Source organism: Emticicia aquatica, from assembly GCF_923079645.1.
GTDB lineage: Bacteria > Bacteroidota > Bacteroidia > Cytophagales > Spirosomataceae > Emticicia > Emticicia aquatica.
This window is the reverse complement of the sequence record NZ_CAKLPY010000001.1, coordinates 2034814-2056244: the sequence shown is the minus strand read 5'-3', so window position 1 is coordinate 2056244 and position 21431 is coordinate 2034814. Positions and strand designations below refer to the sequence as shown.

Here is a 21431-nt window from a genome sequence, read left to right as displayed (position 1 = left end):
TTGATTATCATTTGTTTTAAATTGTGCTTACCATTGTGCTGCAGTATCGTTAAAAATATTCAACACAATTTGGTCGATAATCTTTGGTACTAAACTCCCTTCAACTTGTGCCAAAGTTTGTTCTTGTGGAAAATCTTGGTAAAAAGAAAATTCTTTTTCAAAACTTTGGTCTTCATCTTTACTATTCACAAATCTAACTTCAACCCTGATAGTCAGCCGATTAAGAGCTGCTTTATCGCTTGATGTGGCCGACACTGGTGTTAATTCATAACCTGTAACAGAGCCTTCTAAGAGCAAATCAGCATCGTTTGGTTTTAACTTTAAACTTGTATTTCGTTGATAATATTCTTTAAGTTTTTCTGTAAAAGTTAAAGTCAAGTTTGCAGGTCCGCCTGCAGTATTCATTACAAAATTTTGAATTGTAATGGTTTTTAACTCACTCGAAAGTGTTGTGCCTGTGAATGAATAAATTTTACATGAACTTGTAAAAAAACAAGTAATAAATGTAAAAATTAGTAAAGTGAATGACTTTCTTAAGTAAAAACCAACTTCAAATTTATTCGTCTTCAATATCATATTGTTTGATTTTTCGGTAAAGTGTTCTTTCTGAAATCCCTAAATCTAAAGCGGCGTATTTGCGTTTGAAATTATTTTTTTTCAAAGCACGAGCAATCATTTCTTTTTCTTGTTTTTCGAGCGAATACGAATTGTCCTCTGTTTCGTGCGAAATATCTTCAATATTTAGTCGGTCATCTTGAAGGTTGTCGATTTTTATAACTCCTTGATTATCAATTGGTTGGTGGTAATTTTGATAGTTATTTGGCTGAGGTGGAGCATAAACAGTTGGAGCAACCAATGCAACACTTTCTTCTGGATGAATTCCTCGAAATAAATCTTGGTGTTGTTGAACCACATCTGCACCGATTTGACCACCTTGTAGCAAAGACATAACCAGTTTTTTTAAATCAGTCATGTCTTTTCTCATGTCAAACAACACTTTATATAATAAATCTCGCTCTGAAAAATTACTATCATTGCCACCGTTTAATCCTTTCAATAAAGTTGGTAAGCCACTCGATTGTTCACGAGGAAGATATTTTGTCAAAATTTCGGCTGAAACCAATCTTTCTACTTCAAGAATAGTAATTTGTTCAGCAATGTTTTTTAATTGACGAATATTGCCAGGAAAACGAAAATTCATGAGCATTTGTCCAGCACTTTCAGTTAACTCTATTGGACGAATACGGTTTTTTTCAGCGAAATCAGTAGAAAATTTTCTAAAAAGCAATTCGATATCATAGCCTCGTTCACGAAGTGCAGGTACATGAATCGGTACTGTATTGAGGCGATAATATAAATCTTCACGGAATCTTCCACGTTCAACGGCATCCAACAAGTTGACATTGGTTGCTGCCACAACTCTTACATCAGTTTTCTTAACTTTTGATGAACCCACAGGAATAAATTCGCCATTTTCAAGTACACGGAGCAATCGTGCTTGCGTTCCGATGGGAAGTTCGGCAATTTCGTCTAAGAATATAGTACCGCTATTAGTGGTTTCAAAATAACCTTTTCGGTCGTCAATTGCACCTGTAAAAGAGCCTTTTACGTGGCCAAAAAGTTCAGAATCAATTGTTCCTTCAGGAATTGCACCACAGTTAATGGCAATGAAAGGTCCGTGTTTTCGAGAACTTAATGCATGAATTATCTTAGAAAAAGATTCTTTCCCGCTACCACTTTCACCATTTATAAGCACAGTCAAATCGGTAGGAGCAACCTGAATGGCCACACTGAGAGCATGGTTCAAAGCGGGAGCGTTTCCGATAATGCCGAAGCGGTTTTTGACTGACTGTAATTCTGCGTTGTTGCTCATTTTATTTAGCTTTTAGCGATTGGCTGTTAGCTATTAGTTTAATTAAATGTATTGTTGAACTAGAAATGCTCCTCAATTTTCATTTGTAACGTTTCATTTTGATGGTTAAATATATGTTATTCAATAACAGCATGTCCTTTCAAAGTGCCCGAAGAACAATCGGTTACTAAAACATTTACATAATCACCTTTTTTGAAATGTTCTCTTGGAAAAATAACCATTTTATTTTGATCATTTCGTCCTGAAAGGTCATTTTCCGAACGTTTAGAGAAACCCTCAACCAAAACTTTGTGAACTTTTCCAAGTGATAATTGATTTCGCTCAAACGAATGTTCTCGTTGACGAGCAATAATTTCGGCTAAACGACGACTTTTTACCTCGTTTGGAACATCATCTTTCAATTTTTTTGCAGCAGGCGTATTGGGTCTTTCCGAATAAGCAAACATATAACCGTAGTCATATTTTACGTAATCAAGTAATGACAGCGTTTCTTGGTGGTCTTCTTCCGTTTCGGTGCAGAAACCTGCAATCATGTCTTGTGAAATACCACATTCTTCACCCAAAATTTCACGAATTCTGTCAATTCGTGCCATATACCACTCACGGTCGTATGTACGATTCATGAGTTCTAAAATACGACTACTGCCACTTTGTGCAGGAAGATGGATATATTTACAAACGTTGTCGTATTTTTTTATTGTATAAAGTACTTCGTCAGTAATATCTTTGGGATGAGAAGTTGAAAAACGAACCCTTAAATCAGGATTAATTTGTGCAACCATTTCCAGCAAATTGGCAAACGTTACAATACTTGTCTCATCTTCATTTGCTTTCCATTTGTAGCTATCAACATTTTGTCCTAAAAGCGTAACTTCTTTGTAGCCTTGATTAAATAAGTCAGTTGCTTCTTTTACGATAGAATGGGCATCACGGCTACGTTCACGACCACGAGTGTAAGGCACAACGCAGAAGCTACACATATTGTCACAACCACGCATGATGCTGATAAAAGCCGTTACTCCATTTGAATCAAGGCGAATTGGCGTTATATCAGCATACGTTTCTTCTCTCGAAAGAAATACATTCACAGCTTTATGCCCTTCTTCGACTTCATTAATGAGGTTTGGCAAATCACGATAAGCATCAGGCCCAACCACCATATCGACAATCTTTTCTTCTTCCAATAATTTGGTTTTCAAACGCTCGGCCATGCAGCCCAAAATGCCTATTTTAACATTTTTACGTTTATTTTTGAAAGGAATAAGGTGTTGTAAACGGTGTCTAACTTTCTGCTCGGCATTCTCTCTAATGGCACAAGTATTGAGCAATATTAATTCGGCTTCTTCTATTTTTGAAGTGGTAGCAAAGTCATTTTGTCGCATAATAGAGGCGACTATTTCGCTATCTGCAAAATTCATTTGACAACCGTAGCTTTCAATATAAAGTTTACGACTTGCGGTACTCTTTTCGTCTTCACTGATGCGGGCTACGTCCAAGTTTTCTTTATCTTCTTCTTGGAGAATTTTTAATGAGTTTGTAACTAATTTCATTTTTTGAAATCTTTTCCTGTAAAAGGTTGATAAACATTCAATTTGTAAAATTGAACCACAAAATTACAACAATACTGACAGATTGTCAGTTTAAAATAACTTAATTTTTTAGAGGAAAGTTTTCTCAATCGAAAATATCAATTAATGTTTGTATTTTGCTCTTATATTCAACCATTTAACTGTTTTAATTATGCATCTTTTGATTACAGTCATTGGACTAATTGTGCTTATTGTGCTTATTTCTTATTTTAAAATTCACACATTTGTGGCTTTTCTGGTGGTTTCATTGGGTGTTGGTTTAGCTTTAAATATGAAACCTGTGGCTATTTTGAATGCCATTCAACAAGGAACAGGAAGTACTTTAGGCTCAATTGTAGCCATTATTGCACTTGGTGCAATGCTCGGAAAATTGGTTGCTCAAAGTGGTGCTGCACAACGGATTTCGACTAAATTAATGGCTATTATTGGCACAAATCATGTTCGTTGGGCATTTATGATTACAGGTTTTTTGGTTGGGCTACCACTATTTTATTCGGTAGGCTTTATGTTGCTTGCTCCGTTGGTTATTACAGTTGCATACCGCTTTAAATTGCCTGCTGTTTATATTGGTTTACCCATGTTAGCTTCACTGTCGGTTACACAAGGTTATTTGCCACCACATCCTGCACCATTGGCAATTGTAAAACAGTTTAATGTCGATATTGGACTCACACTTTTTTATGGAATTATAGTAGCAATACCTGCAATATTGGTTTCGGGAGCATTATTTGGAACAACTTTGAAAAAATATACAACTTTACCAAATAAAGCATTCATCGCACCCGACCTTTCGGAAGAAGAAATGCCTTCCACTTTTAATAGCCTATTCTCTGTTTTATTGCCGATAATTTTGATAAGTTTTGCTTCAATTGTAGCTTCTTTTTTACCTGAAAACTCTTTTTTGCGTGAAAGCCTTACTTTCATTGGCGACCCAGTTGTGAGTATGTTTATTTCGGTTTTGGTTGCCATGTATTTGCTCGGAATTAAACAGAAAAGAACAATGCCTGAAATCACTAATCTTTTAGCCGATTCTATCAAAGATGTAGCGATGCTTTTTTTGATTTTTGGTGGAGCTGGAGCTTTGAAACAAGTTTTAACTGATGGAGGGGTGAGTCAATCAATAGCTGATATGATGCAAAGCTCAACGCTACATCCATTGATTTTGGGTTGGGGAATGGCTGCAATAATTCGAGTAGCAGTTGGCTCTTCGACGGTTTCTGGAATTACTACGGCTGGCTTTATGACGCCTTTGCTCGCTTCAACACATACAGAACCGCATTTGATGGTTTTGAGTATTGGTGCAGGAAGTATGATGTTTTCGCATGTCAATGATTCGGGGTTTTGGCTTTTTCGAGAATATTTTCAGCTTTCAATGATTGATACGCTTAAAACATGGTCAATTATGGAAACGCTCGTTTCTGTTTCAGGTCTTATTGGAGTTTTGATGATTAATTTTCTGTTTTTTTAGAATATAAAATTTGAATAAAGAAAGTTTATTTCAGTGAAAAACTATTAAGAAATGATTCGATAAAAGGTTGGTAATAATTATATTTAGATGTTTCTCCCGAAAAAGTAACAATATAAACCTTGCTTGATTTTACATAGTAATATTGTCGCCAAGTTTGTTTAAAAGTATCTTTTTCGCCAGTATAAGTCAATCTGATAACATTAGGTTTGAGTTTTTTCTTTTCTACGACTTTAAAGTTTTTTACTACTTTAGGCAAATATTCTATCGAAAATTGTGCGTATTTGTCAACCGTATAACTTGCAGATGGTAGTGGATTAAACGTAAGATTGATACTTTCAAGATAAGAATCTGGAATTGTCAGGGTATCAGTTGGTGCTAAAATTGAACATTCATTTACTGCACAACCAGCTTTTAATTTCCATGAATTTGGGTAGTTTATTTTGTACGGTTTAAAATCTAAAACTTTTATACTATCAGCAAAAAATGTAGCATTAGAAGCAAATCCAATAAAAATAAGAAAAGAAAGTAAAAGAGTTTTCATACGCAAAAAAGTAACAAAATCTAGTTTAAAATTTGGTTAAATATTAATTATAACACGGCTCTAAGTGAAGTTTTCAATAAAAAAAAAGAATGTCATTTATCTTTATTCTTCGGCCCGTTAAGTTTATAAATCAAATAGCCAAAACCAATCAAAAAGTGCAGAATAATTACTGCTCCGACTATGTAAAAAGTTGTCATTTTGAAGAATATTTTTCTCAAAAGTAGGGAAAATATTATATCAAATTTATGATTTATCGCAATATTCTCCTTAAAATGGATATCCAATCGCAAAATGGAAAACTGGATAATAATCATTGCTACGACCGAGTTTTAAATTATCTAAAACGTAACGTTCTCCAATTGGTTTTGCTGGGTCAAAGACCTTTATACCCCAATCGAAACGAGCAATAAAATAATCTAAATCTAAACGAAGTCCAGCACCAGTTCCAACTGCAATTTCTCGATAAAACCGTGTCCAATCAAAGTTTGCTTGATTATATTTTGTGTCAATTTGGTACCATTTCCAAACATTTCCTGCATCAATAAAAAATCCTGCATTCCAGTTTCCAATGAATCTAAACATATATTTTCGATATTCGATGCTTGTTTCTAGCAAAATATCGCCAGGTTGCTGCGAAAAACGATTACCAACGGTTGTACCAAGAGCTGAGCCAGGGCCAAGCGAACGAGGTCGCCAAGCACGAATACTATTAGGGCCACCTATAAAAAAGTTTTTCTCAAATGGCATTGCTTGATTTTGTCCATAAGGATGAGCCACACCTAAATTTAGTCGATAAGCCCAAGAATCTCGCTTATTTATTGGGATATATTTTCGAAAATCAATGTTCATTTTGATAAATCGAAAATATGCTCGTTTTACAGTGTCAAGCGGAAAAAGTTGGTCAATAAAATTGATTTTATTTTTATTCGGAAAAAAGTTGAGAGCTGTTCCACCAGATTCTACAAAAAAACGAATATATCTTGCTTTGATATTTTTGCCTTGAATTTGATTATTGAAAATGTATGTACCATTGATACTCGATACAAATTGTGGGTCGTATAAAACTCGAAGATTTTGTTCAGTTTTTAATACGGCTTCAAAACTTGGGTCTTTAAAAGGAGTATTGATAAGGTTAATATCAAAAGGTGAAATCAAAATAGTTTCATATTTTGAACGTTGCCATGAATAATTGCCTGTTAGTCGAAATACTTGTCTTTCAAAAAGCCGTTGCTTTGAGTTGTTGAAACTCACAGCAAGTTGTGTTCGTGGACTTTTAAGACTCAAAAGGTTAGAAAACCTGTTAATAAAAATAACTTTAGGAAAATTGATTGCCAAATTTGCTCCTAATTCACGGCTTCTTTGTGTGGTAGAATCTAAACCTGGTTGGCCTTCAAGATTGGCTCTTAACCCCAATTCGGTGGTTTCCAAAACGTGTAAGAGGTTTCTTGCCCGCAACGAAACACTTGCTCCGCCACCTAAAATATTATTGATATTATTGACATCAAAATTATACGCAGTTGTGTATTTTGGATTAGTTGGAGCAATAATTTCAGCACGAAGCTGATTTTCGGGTAGCTGCGTAAACCGTACATTGGCGAATGCAAACTGGTCAAGGCCATACAATTGCCGATTGGTTTCATTGACAAGCGAAGCCTTGAAAAGCTGATTTGGTCGAATCAAAATCTTTTTGTCTAATACTTTTGCAGGAAACTTTTTACCTATAAAAGTAAATCGAATATTATTCAAAATACTTTCAGTGGTATCAATGTTTACAGAAGAACCCGTTGAGGCATCGGCCGAAATAAAATGTACAGATTCTAATGTAAATTGGTCGTGTTGGTCTTTTTGAAATGGATTGTTAATTTGAACAGCAATATTGACTTTATAGCCTCTTTTAAGGTAATCAGTGGTGTCAATTTCGATATTTATATAGTTTTTTGCAATAAAATTATAATAGCCATTATCTTTTAATAATATCTCTATTCGACTTTTTTCTAATTCAATTTTATTGAAATCAACATTTTCAAACCTTTTTAAAAAGCGGTCATTGAATGTACTTTGAAGCAGTGAATCTATTTTTTTATCCTCAATAACGTACTGAATTGTGTCAATTCGATAAGCGTTTTTTTCTTCAATTAAATAAGTAACTTTAACTCTGCGATTGGTGTTTACCGAATCAATTTGGTATTTTACTTTGTTATCAAAAAAACCTTTGCTGTAAAAGTATTTATTGATTTTGTCATTCGTACGTTTAATAGCCGATTCGGTGATTTTAGCGGGAGGCTCACCTACATTTTTCATCCACCAGTTTTCTTTTGTTTCAAGGCGGTCTTGATAAACATTAATTTTGGTTAGATACTTTTTTCTTTTTTTCTCAATTTTTGCATCGTAATTAGCCGAACTAGGCAATTCTTTTAATTTTTCCTCCCATTTGTCTAATCTACCGCCAATTTTTTCATCACTATAAAATGTTTTTCCCAAATTATAAAACCCAACGTAGGGTGTAACTGGAAAATATAGTATTCGTCGATTTGGCTTTTGGGCAGGAGGAATCAGTAAGTCGAGTTCTTCTGTTGAGATTTGTTTATTACCTTTGAATTCAAAACTATTTAAGCGGTATTCGTCTTGCTCCAATTGTACTTTTCGTGTACAAGAGCTAAAAAGACTTATAAATAGGATAAAATAGCTAATTTTACCAGCAAGTTTTTTCTTCGGTGCCAATTCGTTTTTGGTAAGTCTTTTTGGTAAACTAAAAAATCTCATAAATAATATGTTTTCAAAACAACAGCAAAAGTACGTTCAATCCTTGCAAATAAAAAAATATCGTCAAGAACACCAACGATTTTTGGTAGAAGGTGCCAAAAGTGTGCTTGAATTATTGAATGCTGATTTTGAAATTGAACTGCTTTTGTGTACGCCAAAGTTTTTTTTAGAAAACGAAAAAGTATTAAAAAAAATATCAGTCGAACAAATTTCGCAGAATGAACTAGAAAAATTAGGAACATTACAAAGCAATGATGCGGCTTTGGCAGTTGTGCAAATGCGTGAAAACAAAGTATTAACTGCCGAAAAGAATGAATTTGTCTTAGTTTTAGATGATATTCGTGACCCAGGAAATCTCGGAACGATTCTTAGAATTGCCGATTGGTATGGAATTAAAAAAGTAATTTGCTCCGAAAATACGGTTGATTTTTATAATCCAAAAGTTATTGCTGCTTCGATGGGTTCATTTACTAGAATTAAGACTTTTTATGTTGAAATTTCAGAGTATTTTAAAAATTTGGATGCAAATTCGGCTATAATTGGCACTTTTTTGAATAGTGCAAATGTGCATCATTTTGAGTTTCCATCGAATGGATACATTGTTTTGGGCAACGAATCTAACGGAATTAGTGCAAGTGTTGAAAAGCTAATAACCCAAAAAATCACAATCCCACGCTTTGGTTTTGCCGAATCGTTGAATGTCGGCATAGCAACTGCTGTTGTTTTAGATAATTTAAAAAGAAGAGAATAAATAAAAATAGCTTAATTAAATTCAACTTTTACTTGATAAATAGACTTAAAAATCAATTTCAACCTTAACAAACAATGAAAAAAAACTTTTTACTGATTTTTTGTGCGTTGCTTTTTAATCAAATCAATGCTCAAACTACACTAACATCAGGGATTTCATCGAAACCGCTTTCTGTTGCGAGTTCGCCCGAAGCAGTTGGGATTTCTTCGGAAAGACTCAAACGCATTGATAATGCTCTCAACGACCTTGTAGTGCAAAATAAACTGCCAGGAATGGTGGCTCTTTTTACAAGAAATGGGCAAATCGTTTATCAAAAAGCTTTTGGATATGCCGATTTTCAAACAAAAAAAGCAATGAAAACGGATGACATCTTCAGGATTGCATCAATGTCAAAAGCCATTACTTCAACTGCCGTAATGATGCTTTATGAAGAAGGGAAGTTTTCGTTAGATGACCCAATTTCTAAGTTTATTCCTGAGTTCAAAAATCCTAAAGTATTAAAATCGTTTAAGTTTTCGGACTCGACTTATACAACCGAGCCAGCAAAATCAGAAATAACGATAAGGCATTTGTTGACACATACTTCGGGGCTTGGCTATGGTGTAATTGACGGCGATGAAAGATTTAATGTGATGTACAAAAAAGCAGGAATTGTAGATTTATATACTACAAATCCAGTAAAAATTAGCGATAATATTAAAAAATTAGCAAAATTGCCTTTACACCACAATCCTGGCGAAAAGTTTACTTATAGTGAAGGGCTGGATGTTTTAGGTTATTTTATTGAAATTGTTTCGGGAAAATCTTTTGATGAATACTTGCGTCAGCACTTGTTTGAGCCACTTGGCATGTCGGATACATATTTTTATTTACCTGATTCAAAGAAAGACCGTTTGGTTTATATTCACAAACCTGATAGCTTGCAGAAATGGGTTCGTTTTCCCGTAACTTTTTATGACCCGAATTATCCAATTTCTGGAGCAAAAACTTTCTTCTCAGGTGGAGCAGGTTTGTCTTCAACTGCGAAAGATTACGCTACTTTTTTACAAATGTTACTGAATGGTGGTACGATGAACGGCAAACGCTTTTTGAGCCGCACGACAGTCGAATTATTAACAGCAACAAATCAAACAGGCAACCTTTTTGGAGGACCAAATGGTGACTCTTTTTTCAGTTTAGGTTTTAGTGTAATCAGTCAAAATGGTGAAGCCAAAGGAAATGGAAGTGCGGGAAGGTTTAATTGGGGAGGCTATTTCAACACGAATTATTGGGCAGACCCTAAAGAAAAAATCATTATGGTTTTGATGAAACAAACGCAAGCAGCTCCAGATGGCGGCTCTGAAGCGATGTTTACTCGATTAATTTATCAATCTATTGATGACTAAATTTGATATATTTACTTGTATTTATCTACACAAGTGTGTTTTTGGTCGTTAATACGAATTCTTTCATTAAACTTTTCATAGTTTACTTATATCTAAGGACTGTGAAAAGTTTATTTTTTTACAAGAATAACAACATCAAACTTCTGATAAACAAGGCATTGCATGAAAAAGCTATTACTACAAATCATATTGGTATTTATTGTTTTTGGTGCAATGGCACAAACGCCAGAGCTTATAGGCACAGTTCAGGATGCACAAAGTAATGTTGGCGTTTCGGGAGCAAGTATATTGTTGATTAATTCGAGAGATTCTACACAAAGAAAAGGGGTATTGGCTGATGTGGAGGGGAATTTTAAGCTTTCAAACCTAAAATCAGGAAATTATCGTTTGCGAATTTCTTCGGTCGGTTATTCTAATATTGAAACAAGAGTTTTAATTGGAAATTCTCTTAAAAATTTGGGTATTCTGAAACTTACCGAAAATACCAATCAATTAGGCGAAGTAACGATTCGTGAAAAGCAAGTGAGAGTTGAACAAAAAGGCGATACAATTCAATATAACGCTAATGCTTATAAGACAAATCCAGATGCGACAGTTGAAGATTTGGTAAAAAAGATGCCTGGTGTGACCATCGAAAATGGCGTTGTAAAAGCCCAAGGTGAGGAAGTGAAAAAAGTCACGGTTGATGGTCAAGATTTTTTTGGCGATGATGCTGCACTCGCACTAAAAAACTTACCTGCCGAAATTGTGGACAAAGTACAAGTTTTCGACCGTTTGAGTGAGCAATCACAGTTTACAGGTTTTGATGATGGAAATTCGGTTAAAACCATCAATATTACTACCAGACAAAATAAAAATAATGGACAATTTGGAAAAATTTATGCAGGAGCTGGTGACGACCAACGTTATCAATCAGGAGCAAGTGTAAATTTTTTCAAGAAAGACCAACGACTAACAATCATCGGATTGTCTAATAATATCAATCAACAAAACTTTTCTAATCAAGATATTTTAGGTGTACTCGGTAGCACTGGCGGTGGAGGAATACAAGCTGGTGGTGGTGGACGACCACAAGGCGGAGGTGGAGGTGGTGGCGGAGCTCCGCGAGGAGGTGGTGGCGGTGGTCAAGGCGGGGGCGGAGATGCCAGTAATTTTACAGTCGGTCAGCAACCAGGTATTGCCAAAACGACCTCAATTGGCTTAAATTACAGCGATAATTTAGGTAAAAAAGTAAAACTTAGTACCAGTTATTTTTTCAATGCAGCCAATAATGGCAATCAAAGCATTACGCACCGAGAATATTTAGGCACGCAGCCACAAGCCTACGATGATACAAGTACAACTCAAAATAAAAACATAAATCATCGTGCCAATATTCGTTTAGAGTATAATATAGATAAAAATAACTCTATCGTTTTTACGCCAAAAATCAGTTGGCAAAATAACGATGCTCTTTCGTCGCTTGCGAGTCGAACGTATTTACAAAATCAAAATATCAATACTAATCTTACCAATAAAAACGCTACTAATAATGGTTTTAATTTTTCTGGAGAATTACTTTTTAGGCATCGTTTTGCTAAAAATGGACGGACATTCTCAGTTAATATTGGTAATAATCTAAGTGACCAAACTGGACTTACTTCTCAATATTCGGTAAGTAGATATTTTACACCAAAGGATACTACTCAAATAGTTAATCAACAAACACACGCTCTGACAACTAGTAACCGAATGGCTTTAGGAGTAACATATACTGAGCCAGTTGGGAAAACAGGGCAATTACAATTTGACCATAATATTGCCTATACGTTAAGTACTTCAGATAGAGAAGTGAATGCTTATGATGAAAAATTGTTTACATATTCTATTCTAAAACAGTCATTGAGTAGTGTGTTCGATAATACATATCTCACCAATCGAACTGGGATTAGCTACCGTTTGCGTGGAAAACTAGGTTTTTTTACGTTAGGAACAACTTATCAAAATGCTCAATTAGGAAGCGAACAAACTTATCCAACAGCTCAAAATGTTACATATTCATTCAATAGCATTTTGCCTAATGCTATGTATAATTACAGATTTAATAACAAAGCTAATTTGAGGATTTTCTATCGAACAAATACCAATGCTCCTTCAGTTAATCAATTACAGGGCGTGATAAATAATAGTAACCCAACACAACTTTCAACAGGAAATCCTAGTTTGAAACAAGATTATAGTCACTCATTATCGTTTCGTTATGGTGTTACAAATGCTAAAACTGCCCAAAATATAATGATGTTTTTGAATTTGGCTTATTCAAATAATGCCATTGTTCAGTCAACTTTTATTGCTGATAAAGATTATGAACTAGCTCAAGGAGTTACACTTTTTAAAGGTTCACAATTAACCAAGCCAATCAACCTCGATGGAATGCTCAATGCACGTACTTTTATTAGTTATGGTATTCCTTTTTCAAAAATTAAATCAAATATTAACATTAATGCTGGCTTGAGTTACATAAAAAATCCTAATATGATTAATAATATTAAGAGTTTTACGAATACTTATGGTTTTAATGGCGGGATGGTTTTGAGTAGTAATGTTAGTGAAAAAATTGATTTTACGCTTTCGTATTCGCCAACTTATAGCATTGTACGAAACACTGCTCAGGCTTCGCTCAATAATAATTATATTTTCCAAAATACTTCTTTCAAAATAAATTGGCTTTTCGGTAAAGGATTTTTAATTCAATCGGAAATTTTGAACCAAGCTTATTCAGGTTTAGGTACTGGATTTAATCAAAACTTTACCCTTTGGAATGCTGGTTTTGGCTATAAATTCTTGAAAAAACAAGCTGCAGAACTGCGTCTCAATGTTTTTGATTTGCTAAAACAAAATAATAGCATCGCCAGAAATGTTTCGACTGCTTACATTGAAGATGCACGAAATCAAGTATTAACTCGCTATTTCATGCTCACTTTTACTTATAATTTAAAGAATTTTAGACTTTAGTAATTAGTTGAAAGTTTAAAAAAAAGGCTTTAAGTTAGATAAATTGAATGATTCGGGAAGGAGGTGAGTGCAGGATTGTTTCTAAACAATTAATTTGTATTTTTACACCGTAAATACAATTTAAGAAACAAAACTATTTCTGTTCCAAAATTACCTACATGAAAGTTTGTGCCGTTTTCGACATTGGTAAAACCAATAAAAAATTGCTTCTCTTTGACCAAAATTATCAAATAATTAAAGAAGAACAATCTCAATTTGAAGAAATTTTAGACGATGATGGCTTTCCGTGCGATGATTTAATTAAACTTAGTTCTTGGCTCAAAAACTCTTTTGATCGCATCAAGCAAAATCCAGAATATGAAATTGTTGGGCTGAATTTTTCTGCCTATGGAGCTAGTTTTGTGCATCTCAATTCGGAAGGAAAGCCAATAACGCCGCTCTACAATTATCTCAAAAATTTTACTCGACAATTAAGTAAAGATTTTACAGAAAAATATTCGACCAATGTTTTTACTGAAACGGCTTCTCCAGAGCTTGGAATGCTGAATTCGGGTATGCAATTATATTGGTTAAAAAATACGAAACCAACTATTTTTCATCAGATTCGGTATTCGCTTCATTTACCGCAATACTGCAATTTTGTATTCTCAAATCAACCTATTTCTGAAATTACTAGCCTTGGCTGCCATACAGCCTTATGGGATTTTCAGAAAAACGATTATCATGCTTGGGTTGAAGCCGAACATTTACATTCGGTTCAGCAAAAGCCACTTTTATCCAATAATGTAACCGAAACAAAAGATGGTTGTGCCATCGGAATCGGCATCCATGATAGTTCGTCGGCTCTTGTTCCATATTTAAAATCTTTTGATGAAAAATTTATATTATTATCAACTGGAACTTGGGCTATTAGCATTAATCCGTTTAACGAAGAGCCACTTACCAATGCAGAGTTAGAAAAAGATTGCTTGTGCTACCTAAATTTTGAAGGAAAACCAGTAAAAGCGTCAAGACTTTTTGCAGGCAATGAACATGAACGTCAGACCAAGCATTTGGCCGAATACTTTAACAAAGAAGTTGATTATTATAAAAAAGTTAGTTTTGACCAAGACATGATTTGGTTTTTGCGTAATAAATTTAAGCAAGCAACACCCGATACAGCCGATGTTGGTTTATTGAAAGATTGTCCGTTTGTGGAGCGAAATCTCAATTTGTTTAAATCCTACGAAGAAGCATATCATCAGTTTATGCTTGATTTGGTAGCCCAACAAGTGGCATCATTGAACCTAGTAATGGGACGAACGAATCCAAAGAAAATTTTTGTAGATGGTGGTTTTTCAAAAAATGAAATATACATGAGTTTGCTTGCTGAAACTTATTTTAATAAACAAATTTTTGCCTCTGAAATTGCTCAAGCATCGGCATTAGGAGCAGCACTAGTGATTCACGAACATTGGAATACAAATGCCATTCCTGAACAGCTAATTGAACTGAAAAGATTTTTTTAAAAGTAGTATCAAAAATGTTTTAAGCCGTATTTGAAAGAATACGGCTTTTTTTGTCCCATTTAAAATCATAGAATTAACATACTAATTAGAGGAGATATAAATGTATTTGGAGAAATTTCAGGTGAAGTAATTTTTTAAAATATTCTGAATTTACTAATTTTTTAACCACTTTTTTTTGAAAAAATAATGAGAGAATTAAGAATGTTTTAAAAAGAGAAAATAGGTAAAAATGAGCTAAAAAAAATGATTGAAAGGATACGTTTTTTGTTTGTAAAATATTGATTATCAAATATTTACAAAAAACAATTCGAAAATTTGGAATGAATATATTTATATATATATTTGTTCACCTTAGTCCCATAAAACGCTGTTTATACCTTGAAAACGCTCAGTTTTGTTAACAACAAAGGTGGCGTCGGAAAAACAACTTCTGCTCAAAACGTTGGTACCGCACTTCATCGCTTTGCTAATAGTAGAGTACTATTTGTTGACCTTGATGCCCAAGCGAGCCTTACTCGCTGTTTTGGTTACAGTAATTTAGACTTTTTCAATGCCGATAGTGGTAGTTTTATTTTAAAAGATAAAACCTTTGAAGAAGTAGTTATCTCGACTGAAGTAGGTGATTTATTACCCGCTTCTATGGGATTCCTAGCGACGGAAGAACGAATAAAATCAAGTCCGATTTTTCCTTTTAATCTTAAGTTTGCACTCAATAAAATAAAACATCTCTACGATTTTATTGTCATAGATTGTCCACCGAGCCTCTCTACTGCCGCCCGAATCGCACTTGTTGCTTCTGACCTTTATTTTGTTCCGTTACAAGCCGAATTTTTAAGTTATGAAGGTCTTCGTAATTTTTTAACTTTTGCAAGCCAGTTGTCAATGATTTGTCCAGATTTAGAACTTGGAGGAGTTTTTGCAACGAGATATAACCCAAATCTAAGGCGAAGACTGAGCATTGATTTAATCAAATCGACGAAAAAACAACTGAATGAACAATTTTTAGATACTTACATCCGTGAAAATGTAGCTATTCCAGAAGCACAAGCCCATGCGATGGATATTTTTAGTTATGACCCCGATTCCAATGGAGCAATTGATTATTATAAACTCACGCGTGAAATGATAAATAAACGATTTACGAAGGATTTAATGGAGCAATTACTGAGTCAGACCAGATAATTGATATTTTTATGGAGAAAATATTACTTTTTTTATAAATTATAACTAACAATAGATGAAAACTGACTAAATTTGCTTGTACAAAACCTAAATCACTGAATGAAACCTGCTAAGTATGCAAAAGTAAAATTTCTAAATAGAGATAAATCGTTGTTTTTTTCTGCTCTAAGAGAGAATATCGATGCCTATTTTGATAATAATCATCTTGAAAAAACAGGTGGCTCAAAATTACTTATTAAAGCAATTTTTATGTTGAGTCTTTATTTAATTCCTTTTGGACTAATATTGACAGGTAATTTCTCCAATTCTCAAATGTTATTGCTTTCTGTGGTTATGGGTTTGGGTGTGGCTGGTGTTGGAATGTCGGTCATGCACGATGCAATTCATGGTTCGTTTTCTTCTTCTTGTAATGTAAATAGATTTTTCGGTGCCTCAATTTATCTTCTTGGTGGAAATGTCTATAATTGGGATGTTCAGCATAACAAATTGCACCATACTTATACGAATATTCATGATATTGATGAAGATATTACAGGTAAATTTATGCTTCGCCTTTCTTCGGGAGATAAACTTAAATCTGCCCACCGTTTTCAGCATATTTATGCATTTTTCTTGTATAGCTTGATGACGATTTCTTTTTTATGGAAAGACTTTAAAGAAATTTCGTTGTACAATAAAATGGCCGAATCAGGTTTGGTTAAACCTTTTCCAAAGAAAGAATTAGTTACACTAATTATTAGTAAAATCGGCTACATATTGTTTATTTGTGTTCTTCCGTTACTTGTACTTGATATTACTTTTGGACAATGGTTTGCTGGATTCATGGCGATGCATTGTACAGCAGGAATAATTTTGAGTACGGTTTTTCAACTAGCCCATGTAGTTGAAGGAGCCTCTCAACCGAGTGTTGACGAAAAAGGAAACATTGAAAATGCTTGGGCAATTCATCAGTTGAATACTACTGCAAATTTTGCGGGAAGCAATAAAGTTTTATCTTGGTACATTGGTGGATTAGATTATCAAATTGAACATCATTTGTTCCCAAATATTTCACACGTTCATTATCCTGCCATTTCTTCAATTGTTAAAAATACTGCCGAAGATTTTGGTATCATTTATAATAATAAAACATCTTTTTTGAAAGGACTTAATTCTCACATCAAGATGCTCCATAATTTGGGACACGGAGTTGTTTAAGCTTTTATAGAAGGGTACTTGGGTCTAGTAGATTGTTTTTTATGGAAAAAACTACTAGACCTGCTGTATTTCTCATACCTGTTTTTTCGAGCAAATTAGTGCGATGTCCATCTACGGTTCGTACACTAATAAACAGTTTATCTGCAATTTCTTGAGCAGTATGTTGTTTACAAATTAAATCCAATACATCAAGTTCACGTTGAGTTAGCGTTGACGGAATATCATCTTGAATTAATAAGCGTGGTTTCTTGCCAGTTAAGCGATTTTTCATAGCTCCTAAAAATGCTTCGTTGAAATAAAAATCCTTCTCCACCACAGCCCAGATTGCTTTTTCAACTTCAGTTGGCTCAACATTTTTAAATAAATAAGCATTTACACCAAGTTCCATTAGGTGTGTAACAAACCTATCTTCTCCATAAACAGAAAGTATAATTATTTTGATTTCAGGATATTTTTGGTGAAGAATTTTAGTTGTGTCAACGCCATTAAGTTCGGGCATTGACAGGTCAAGCAAAATAACATCAGGTTTCGTTTCAGACATTTCAATGGCTTCGAGCAATGCTTTTCCATTGTCAACTTCCAAAATAATTTGAATCTTTTCAAATGAATTTACAATAGAAATCATCCCTTTTCGGAATAATACTTGGTCGTCGGCAATGGCTACATTAATACTTTTCATGTTTGTTTTAAATAATTGCGAATTACCTAATTCATTTGAGATTGATTATTGGCATTTAACGGAATTTTTACATTTAATTTTAAGCCATCGTTAGGTTTGGTTTCAAATTTGGTTGAGCCATCAATCATTTCGGTGCGAGTTTCGATATTTTTTAATCCTAAACTTCTTTTTTGATAAGCTTCAGCATAATCAAACCCTTTTCCATTATCAGTATAATCAATTTCTAAAATATGATTTCTAATTTTTAGCGTAAGATTAATATTTGTCGCTTCCGAATGTTTCACCGCATTATTGAGTAATTCTTGAATAAGTCGATACACATTCAAGCTGATTTTTGTACTGATTGAATTCATTTTTTCAATCCTAAGCGAAATTTCAATCTTAGAGATTTCCATTGTTTTTTCACACAAGCCTTCAACTGCATAAGCCAAACCAAACTCTTCTAAACCTTGTGGGAGTAAATCATTGGAAATGCGTCTTACGTTGTCTATTGTTTTGTCTATCAGTACTTTACATTTATTGCTATTGATTTCAATAATTGCATCCTCATTCGATCTTTGTTGCATTTGTCCAACCAATAGTCGTAAGGCTGAAAGCGATGCTCCAACTTCATCGTGTAGGTCACGGGCAAGCCTTTTTCGCTCACTTTCGATGGCATTTAGCGTGCCGTGATATAGTTCTTGTTGGTGTTTGGCTTCTGCTTCTTTGAATGCAAAATCTCGGCGTATGATTTGTCTTTGGTATAAAAAGATAAAACCAACTACTCCCGATGCTAAAAGTAACATGGCAATAGAACCTCCAAAAATCAGGATGTATAAATCTAACGGCGAGGACTGAGCCATAAACCGATGCTAATAAAAATATGTAAAATAACCATTAGAAAAGCGTGCATTCCCCATGCAAGTGATAGCAAATGGTTATCACTTTTGATGAAATTACTTAGAATGAAAATGAATAAACTTCCTGCAAAATAAAATAGTAATCCTGAATTAATCCAAAAAACTGGTTGTTTAGTTGGGTTTCGTGTATCGAGTTCAATCAACATTTTATAAAAACACATTAACGATAAACCAATAATTAAGATACTTTCGATTCCGCTTGCATACGTATTAAAATTATCTAGTTTTTGGATAAAAAAGGCATTAATAATGGCAAAAAGTGTAAAGCAAATGATTGTATTTGGAATGAGTTTTTTTGAGAAAAAGTTGCCTAAAACGATATGATAGAAAAGTCCAAAATTTATAAATTCTAGTACTGTATAGAGGTGTAAAAGTGAAAGTGTATTTTGGAATTTTAAATAGAGTAATGTTCTTGAAAGAACTTCAAAAAAAACGCTCATCAACAGAAAATACCAAATAACTTTTAGTTCTTTGGTTAAGAATCTAAATCTAAAAATAGCAATGCTAATTGGTAATATAAGTATGTATTGTACATAATCTAGCAACCATATTAAGAAAGAATTTATCATTAGATGAAAAGAAAAAGAGTAAGCAAGAACAATAATTAAGTTGTTTTATATCAATTTCAACTAAATAATTGATATAAAATCGGTGGAGATTTTCATGCAACAATAGGAAAGACGATAATCTCATACCGATACAAATAACCTTTTTTTAAAATATAAATTAGTACGTAAAAATACCTGTTTTACTAATAAATAGACAAGCTAATGCCGATTTTAATTAAAAAGAATGTGTTTTTCAATAAAACAAAAAAAATTGGAGAGGTTTTATTTGAAAAATTTATGCAGAGAAAAATACAAATTAGCTAGAATATGCGGCCATTAAGGTAAATATTATATTAAAATAAAAGGGTTCAAAATCTTGAACCCTTTTATTTTAATCTTTTTAGTGACCTTTTCCACCACTTTTTACAACTTCTTTATCAAAGTCAATGCCTTGTTTGCGAAGAATTCCTTGAACTATTAATCCGAAAATAAATAGATATACAAAACAAGCAGCAGCTAATAAATATGATTGTTGAATACCGAATGAATCTGCAAGTTTACCTTGAACAACGGGTATAATAGAACCGCCTAAAATCATCATGATTAAAAACGCTGCTCCTTGGTTAGTAAATTTTCCAAGACCTGCAGTTCCCAATGAAAAAATACTTGGCCAAAGAACTGAGCAGAATAAACCGCCAGAAATCAATGCGAATAAGGCAATTTTACCCGTCGTGACCACCCCAATAACTGTCATTATTGCACCCAAAGCAGTAAAAATCAATAACAAACGAACTGGTTTTTCTTGACTAGCAAAATAGGCTAAAATCATTACTGTAATACAAACAGCATAAGGCAACAAGTCGGTTACATCGCCGCTGTAAAGAGAGTTTACAATAAGTACAATGGCAAATGCAATAAACGGTACAACTGCTGTTAAGATTTTTTTGAGCGATGGCGAAGGATTGAAATTAACAATTGAAGCTGTCCAACGGCCAATCATCATACTACCCCAAAATAGTGATATATACTTTGATATTTGCGAAGAATCTAAATTTTGGGTGTGTTTTAGATACTCTCCAAGATTTGAACCAATAGTCACTTCAACACCAACGTAAACAAAAATTCCAGTCATTCCTAAAATTGCCTGAGGATAACTTAATACAGAACCTGCGTTTTGAATAGCTCCAGATTTACTAACGAGCGAATAAATTAGGTAACCAATCATTAGAATTACCATTAAGATAAATGTAAAAACGATAGCCGTTTCGATTGAAAATGCAATAGCAACGCCCACACATAACACCAAAAAAGTTACTGGTAAACCAATTACAATATTACTTACTTGTACGTCCTCATCGTTCTTGATTCGTGGTAAACTTGAACGCCAAAAGAATAAAGCCATTAGAGCGAATAAAGCACCTAAACATAGATAAGGAACTTTCACATCTTCGATTGAAGCATTAGCAGCCGCATCTTTCGCGATTGAACCAAAAATAGCGTAAGAAACCAAAGCTGGGCCAATTGTTCCACCTAAATTATTAACAGCTCCGCCTAAATTTATACGTTGAGCTCCTGTTTCTGGTGGCCCTAGTGCAATCATAAATGGTTGCGTAGCAGTTTGTTGCAATGAAAAACCAAGTCCAACAATAAATAATCCTGCTAATAATAAATTATAAGAAGCTGTTTGAGCGGCTGGATAAAATAACAAAGTACCAACTGCCGAAATTAGTAAACCAAGTACGATGCCATTTTTGTAACCAATTTTATTAAGAATATCTCCGCCCATGATGCGAGAAAATATTAAATAAAGCACCGAACCAATAAAATATGCTGCATAAAATGCAAAATCAACTAGTTGTGCTTGGGTTTGAGTAAGCGTAAATTTTTCTTTAAAAAGTGGGATTAAAATTCCGTTTGATGCTGCCACGAAACTCCAAAAGAACCAAACGGTCATGAGAGTGTAAAGATGGGAACGATTGTTTTGCATAAGTATTAGGGTTAAAATGGAATTGCAAATAACTAAATATATGAACTATTTCCAAAGTATTTGTACC

16 protein-coding genes are annotated in these 21431 nt (G+C 33.9%); 7 read left to right on the top strand and 9 right to left on the bottom strand.

Going from position 1 to position 21431, the window contains the following annotated elements; all coding sequences use genetic code 11:
• Positions 1-27: 27 nt before the first annotated feature.
• From MJQ71_RS08845 to miaB, 3 genes are all read right to left on the bottom strand, one after another.
• Positions 28-576, bottom strand: coding sequence for an LptE family protein (locus MJQ71_RS08845; RefSeq protein ID WP_238806214.1), 549 nt, complete (start codon positions 574-576; stop codon positions 28-30).
• A complete protein-coding gene (locus MJQ71_RS08840) occupies positions 557-1873 on the bottom strand; it encodes a sigma 54-interacting transcriptional regulator (protein ID WP_238806213.1) in 1317 nt (438 codons plus the stop codon). Before MJQ71_RS08840 ends, MJQ71_RS08845 begins: the two co-directional genes overlap by 20 nt.
• Before the next feature lie 116 nt (positions 1874-1989).
• Positions 1990-3423: a tRNA (N6-isopentenyl adenosine(37)-C2)-methylthiotransferase MiaB gene (gene miaB, locus MJQ71_RS08835; RefSeq protein ID WP_238806212.1), complete on the bottom strand. Its 1434-nt coding sequence runs from the start codon at positions 3421-3423 to the stop codon at positions 1990-1992.
• A 190-nt stretch (positions 3424-3613) separates the two neighbouring features.
• Between miaB and MJQ71_RS08830 the strand changes: the two genes are divergently transcribed.
• Entirely contained in the window at positions 3614-4930 is a 1317-nt protein-coding gene (locus MJQ71_RS08830; RefSeq protein ID WP_238806211.1) for a gluconate:H+ symporter, read from the top strand.
• Between the two features lie 25 nt (positions 4931-4955).
• Here the strand turns inward: MJQ71_RS08830 and MJQ71_RS08825 are convergent, their stop codons facing one another.
• Together MJQ71_RS08825 and tamL are read right to left on the bottom strand one after the other, a co-directional pair.
• Complete coding sequence (locus MJQ71_RS08825; RefSeq protein ID WP_238806210.1) at positions 4956-5471, bottom strand: hypothetical protein; 516 nt, start codon at positions 5469-5471, stop codon at positions 4956-4958.
• Between the two features lie 267 nt (positions 5472-5738).
• The gene (gene tamL / locus MJQ71_RS08820) at positions 5739-8234 is read right to left on the bottom strand and encodes a translocation and assembly module lipoprotein TamL (protein ID WP_238806209.1); all 2496 of its coding nucleotides are present in this window, start codon (positions 8232-8234) and stop codon (positions 5739-5741) included.
• Between the two features lie 7 nt (positions 8235-8241).
• Between tamL and MJQ71_RS08815 the strand changes: the two genes are divergently transcribed.
• From MJQ71_RS08815 to MJQ71_RS08790, 6 genes are all read left to right on the top strand, one after another.
• Positions 8242-8985, top strand: a complete 744-nt coding sequence (locus tag MJQ71_RS08815; protein WP_238806208.1) for a TrmH family RNA methyltransferase — start codon at positions 8242-8244, stop codon at positions 8983-8985.
• Positions 8986-9059: 74 nt separating this feature from the next.
• Positions 9060-10370 carry a serine hydrolase domain-containing protein gene (locus tag MJQ71_RS08810; RefSeq protein ID WP_238806207.1) on the top strand — a complete coding sequence of 437 codons (1311 nt, stop codon included), beginning with the start codon at positions 9060-9062 and terminating at the stop codon, positions 10368-10370.
• Between the two features lie 162 nt (positions 10371-10532).
• Positions 10533-13364, top strand: coding sequence for a TonB-dependent receptor (locus MJQ71_RS08805; RefSeq protein WP_238806206.1), 2832 nt, complete (start codon positions 10533-10535; stop codon positions 13362-13364).
• A gap of 158 nt (positions 13365-13522) precedes the next feature.
• Complete coding sequence (locus MJQ71_RS08800; protein WP_238806205.1) at positions 13523-14872, top strand: FGGY-family carbohydrate kinase; 1350 nt, start codon at positions 13523-13525, stop codon at positions 14870-14872.
• A 378-nt stretch (positions 14873-15250) separates the two neighbouring features.
• Entirely contained in the window at positions 15251-16054 is an 804-nt protein-coding gene (locus MJQ71_RS08795; RefSeq protein ID WP_238806204.1) for a ParA family protein, read from the top strand.
• 99 nt (positions 16055-16153) lie between these two features.
• The gene (locus MJQ71_RS08790; protein ID WP_238806203.1) at positions 16154-17251 is read left to right on the top strand and encodes a fatty acid desaturase family protein; all 1098 of its coding nucleotides are present in this window, start codon (positions 16154-16156) and stop codon (positions 17249-17251) included.
• A 4-nt stretch (positions 17252-17255) separates the two neighbouring features.
• On the opposite strand, the gene MJQ71_RS08785 is transcribed toward MJQ71_RS08790, so the two are convergent.
• The 4 genes from MJQ71_RS08785 to MJQ71_RS08770 form a co-directional block, all read right to left on the bottom strand.
• Positions 17256-17930 carry a response regulator gene (locus MJQ71_RS08785; RefSeq protein ID WP_238806202.1) on the bottom strand — a complete coding sequence of 225 codons (675 nt, stop codon included), beginning with the start codon at positions 17928-17930 and terminating at the stop codon, positions 17256-17258.
• A gap of 26 nt (positions 17931-17956) precedes the next feature.
• Positions 17957-18772, bottom strand: coding sequence for a sensor histidine kinase (locus MJQ71_RS08780; protein WP_238806201.1), 816 nt, complete (start codon positions 18770-18772; stop codon positions 17957-17959).
• Positions 18751-19398: a hypothetical protein gene (locus tag MJQ71_RS08775; RefSeq protein ID WP_238806200.1), complete on the bottom strand. Its 648-nt coding sequence runs from the start codon at positions 19396-19398 to the stop codon at positions 18751-18753. Before MJQ71_RS08775 ends, MJQ71_RS08780 begins: the two co-directional genes overlap by 22 nt.
• 379 nt (positions 19399-19777) lie before the next feature.
• Positions 19778-21364, bottom strand: coding sequence for an MFS transporter (locus MJQ71_RS08770; protein WP_238806199.1), 1587 nt, complete (start codon positions 21362-21364; stop codon positions 19778-19780).
• Between the last annotated feature and the right edge of the window lie 67 nt (positions 21365-21431).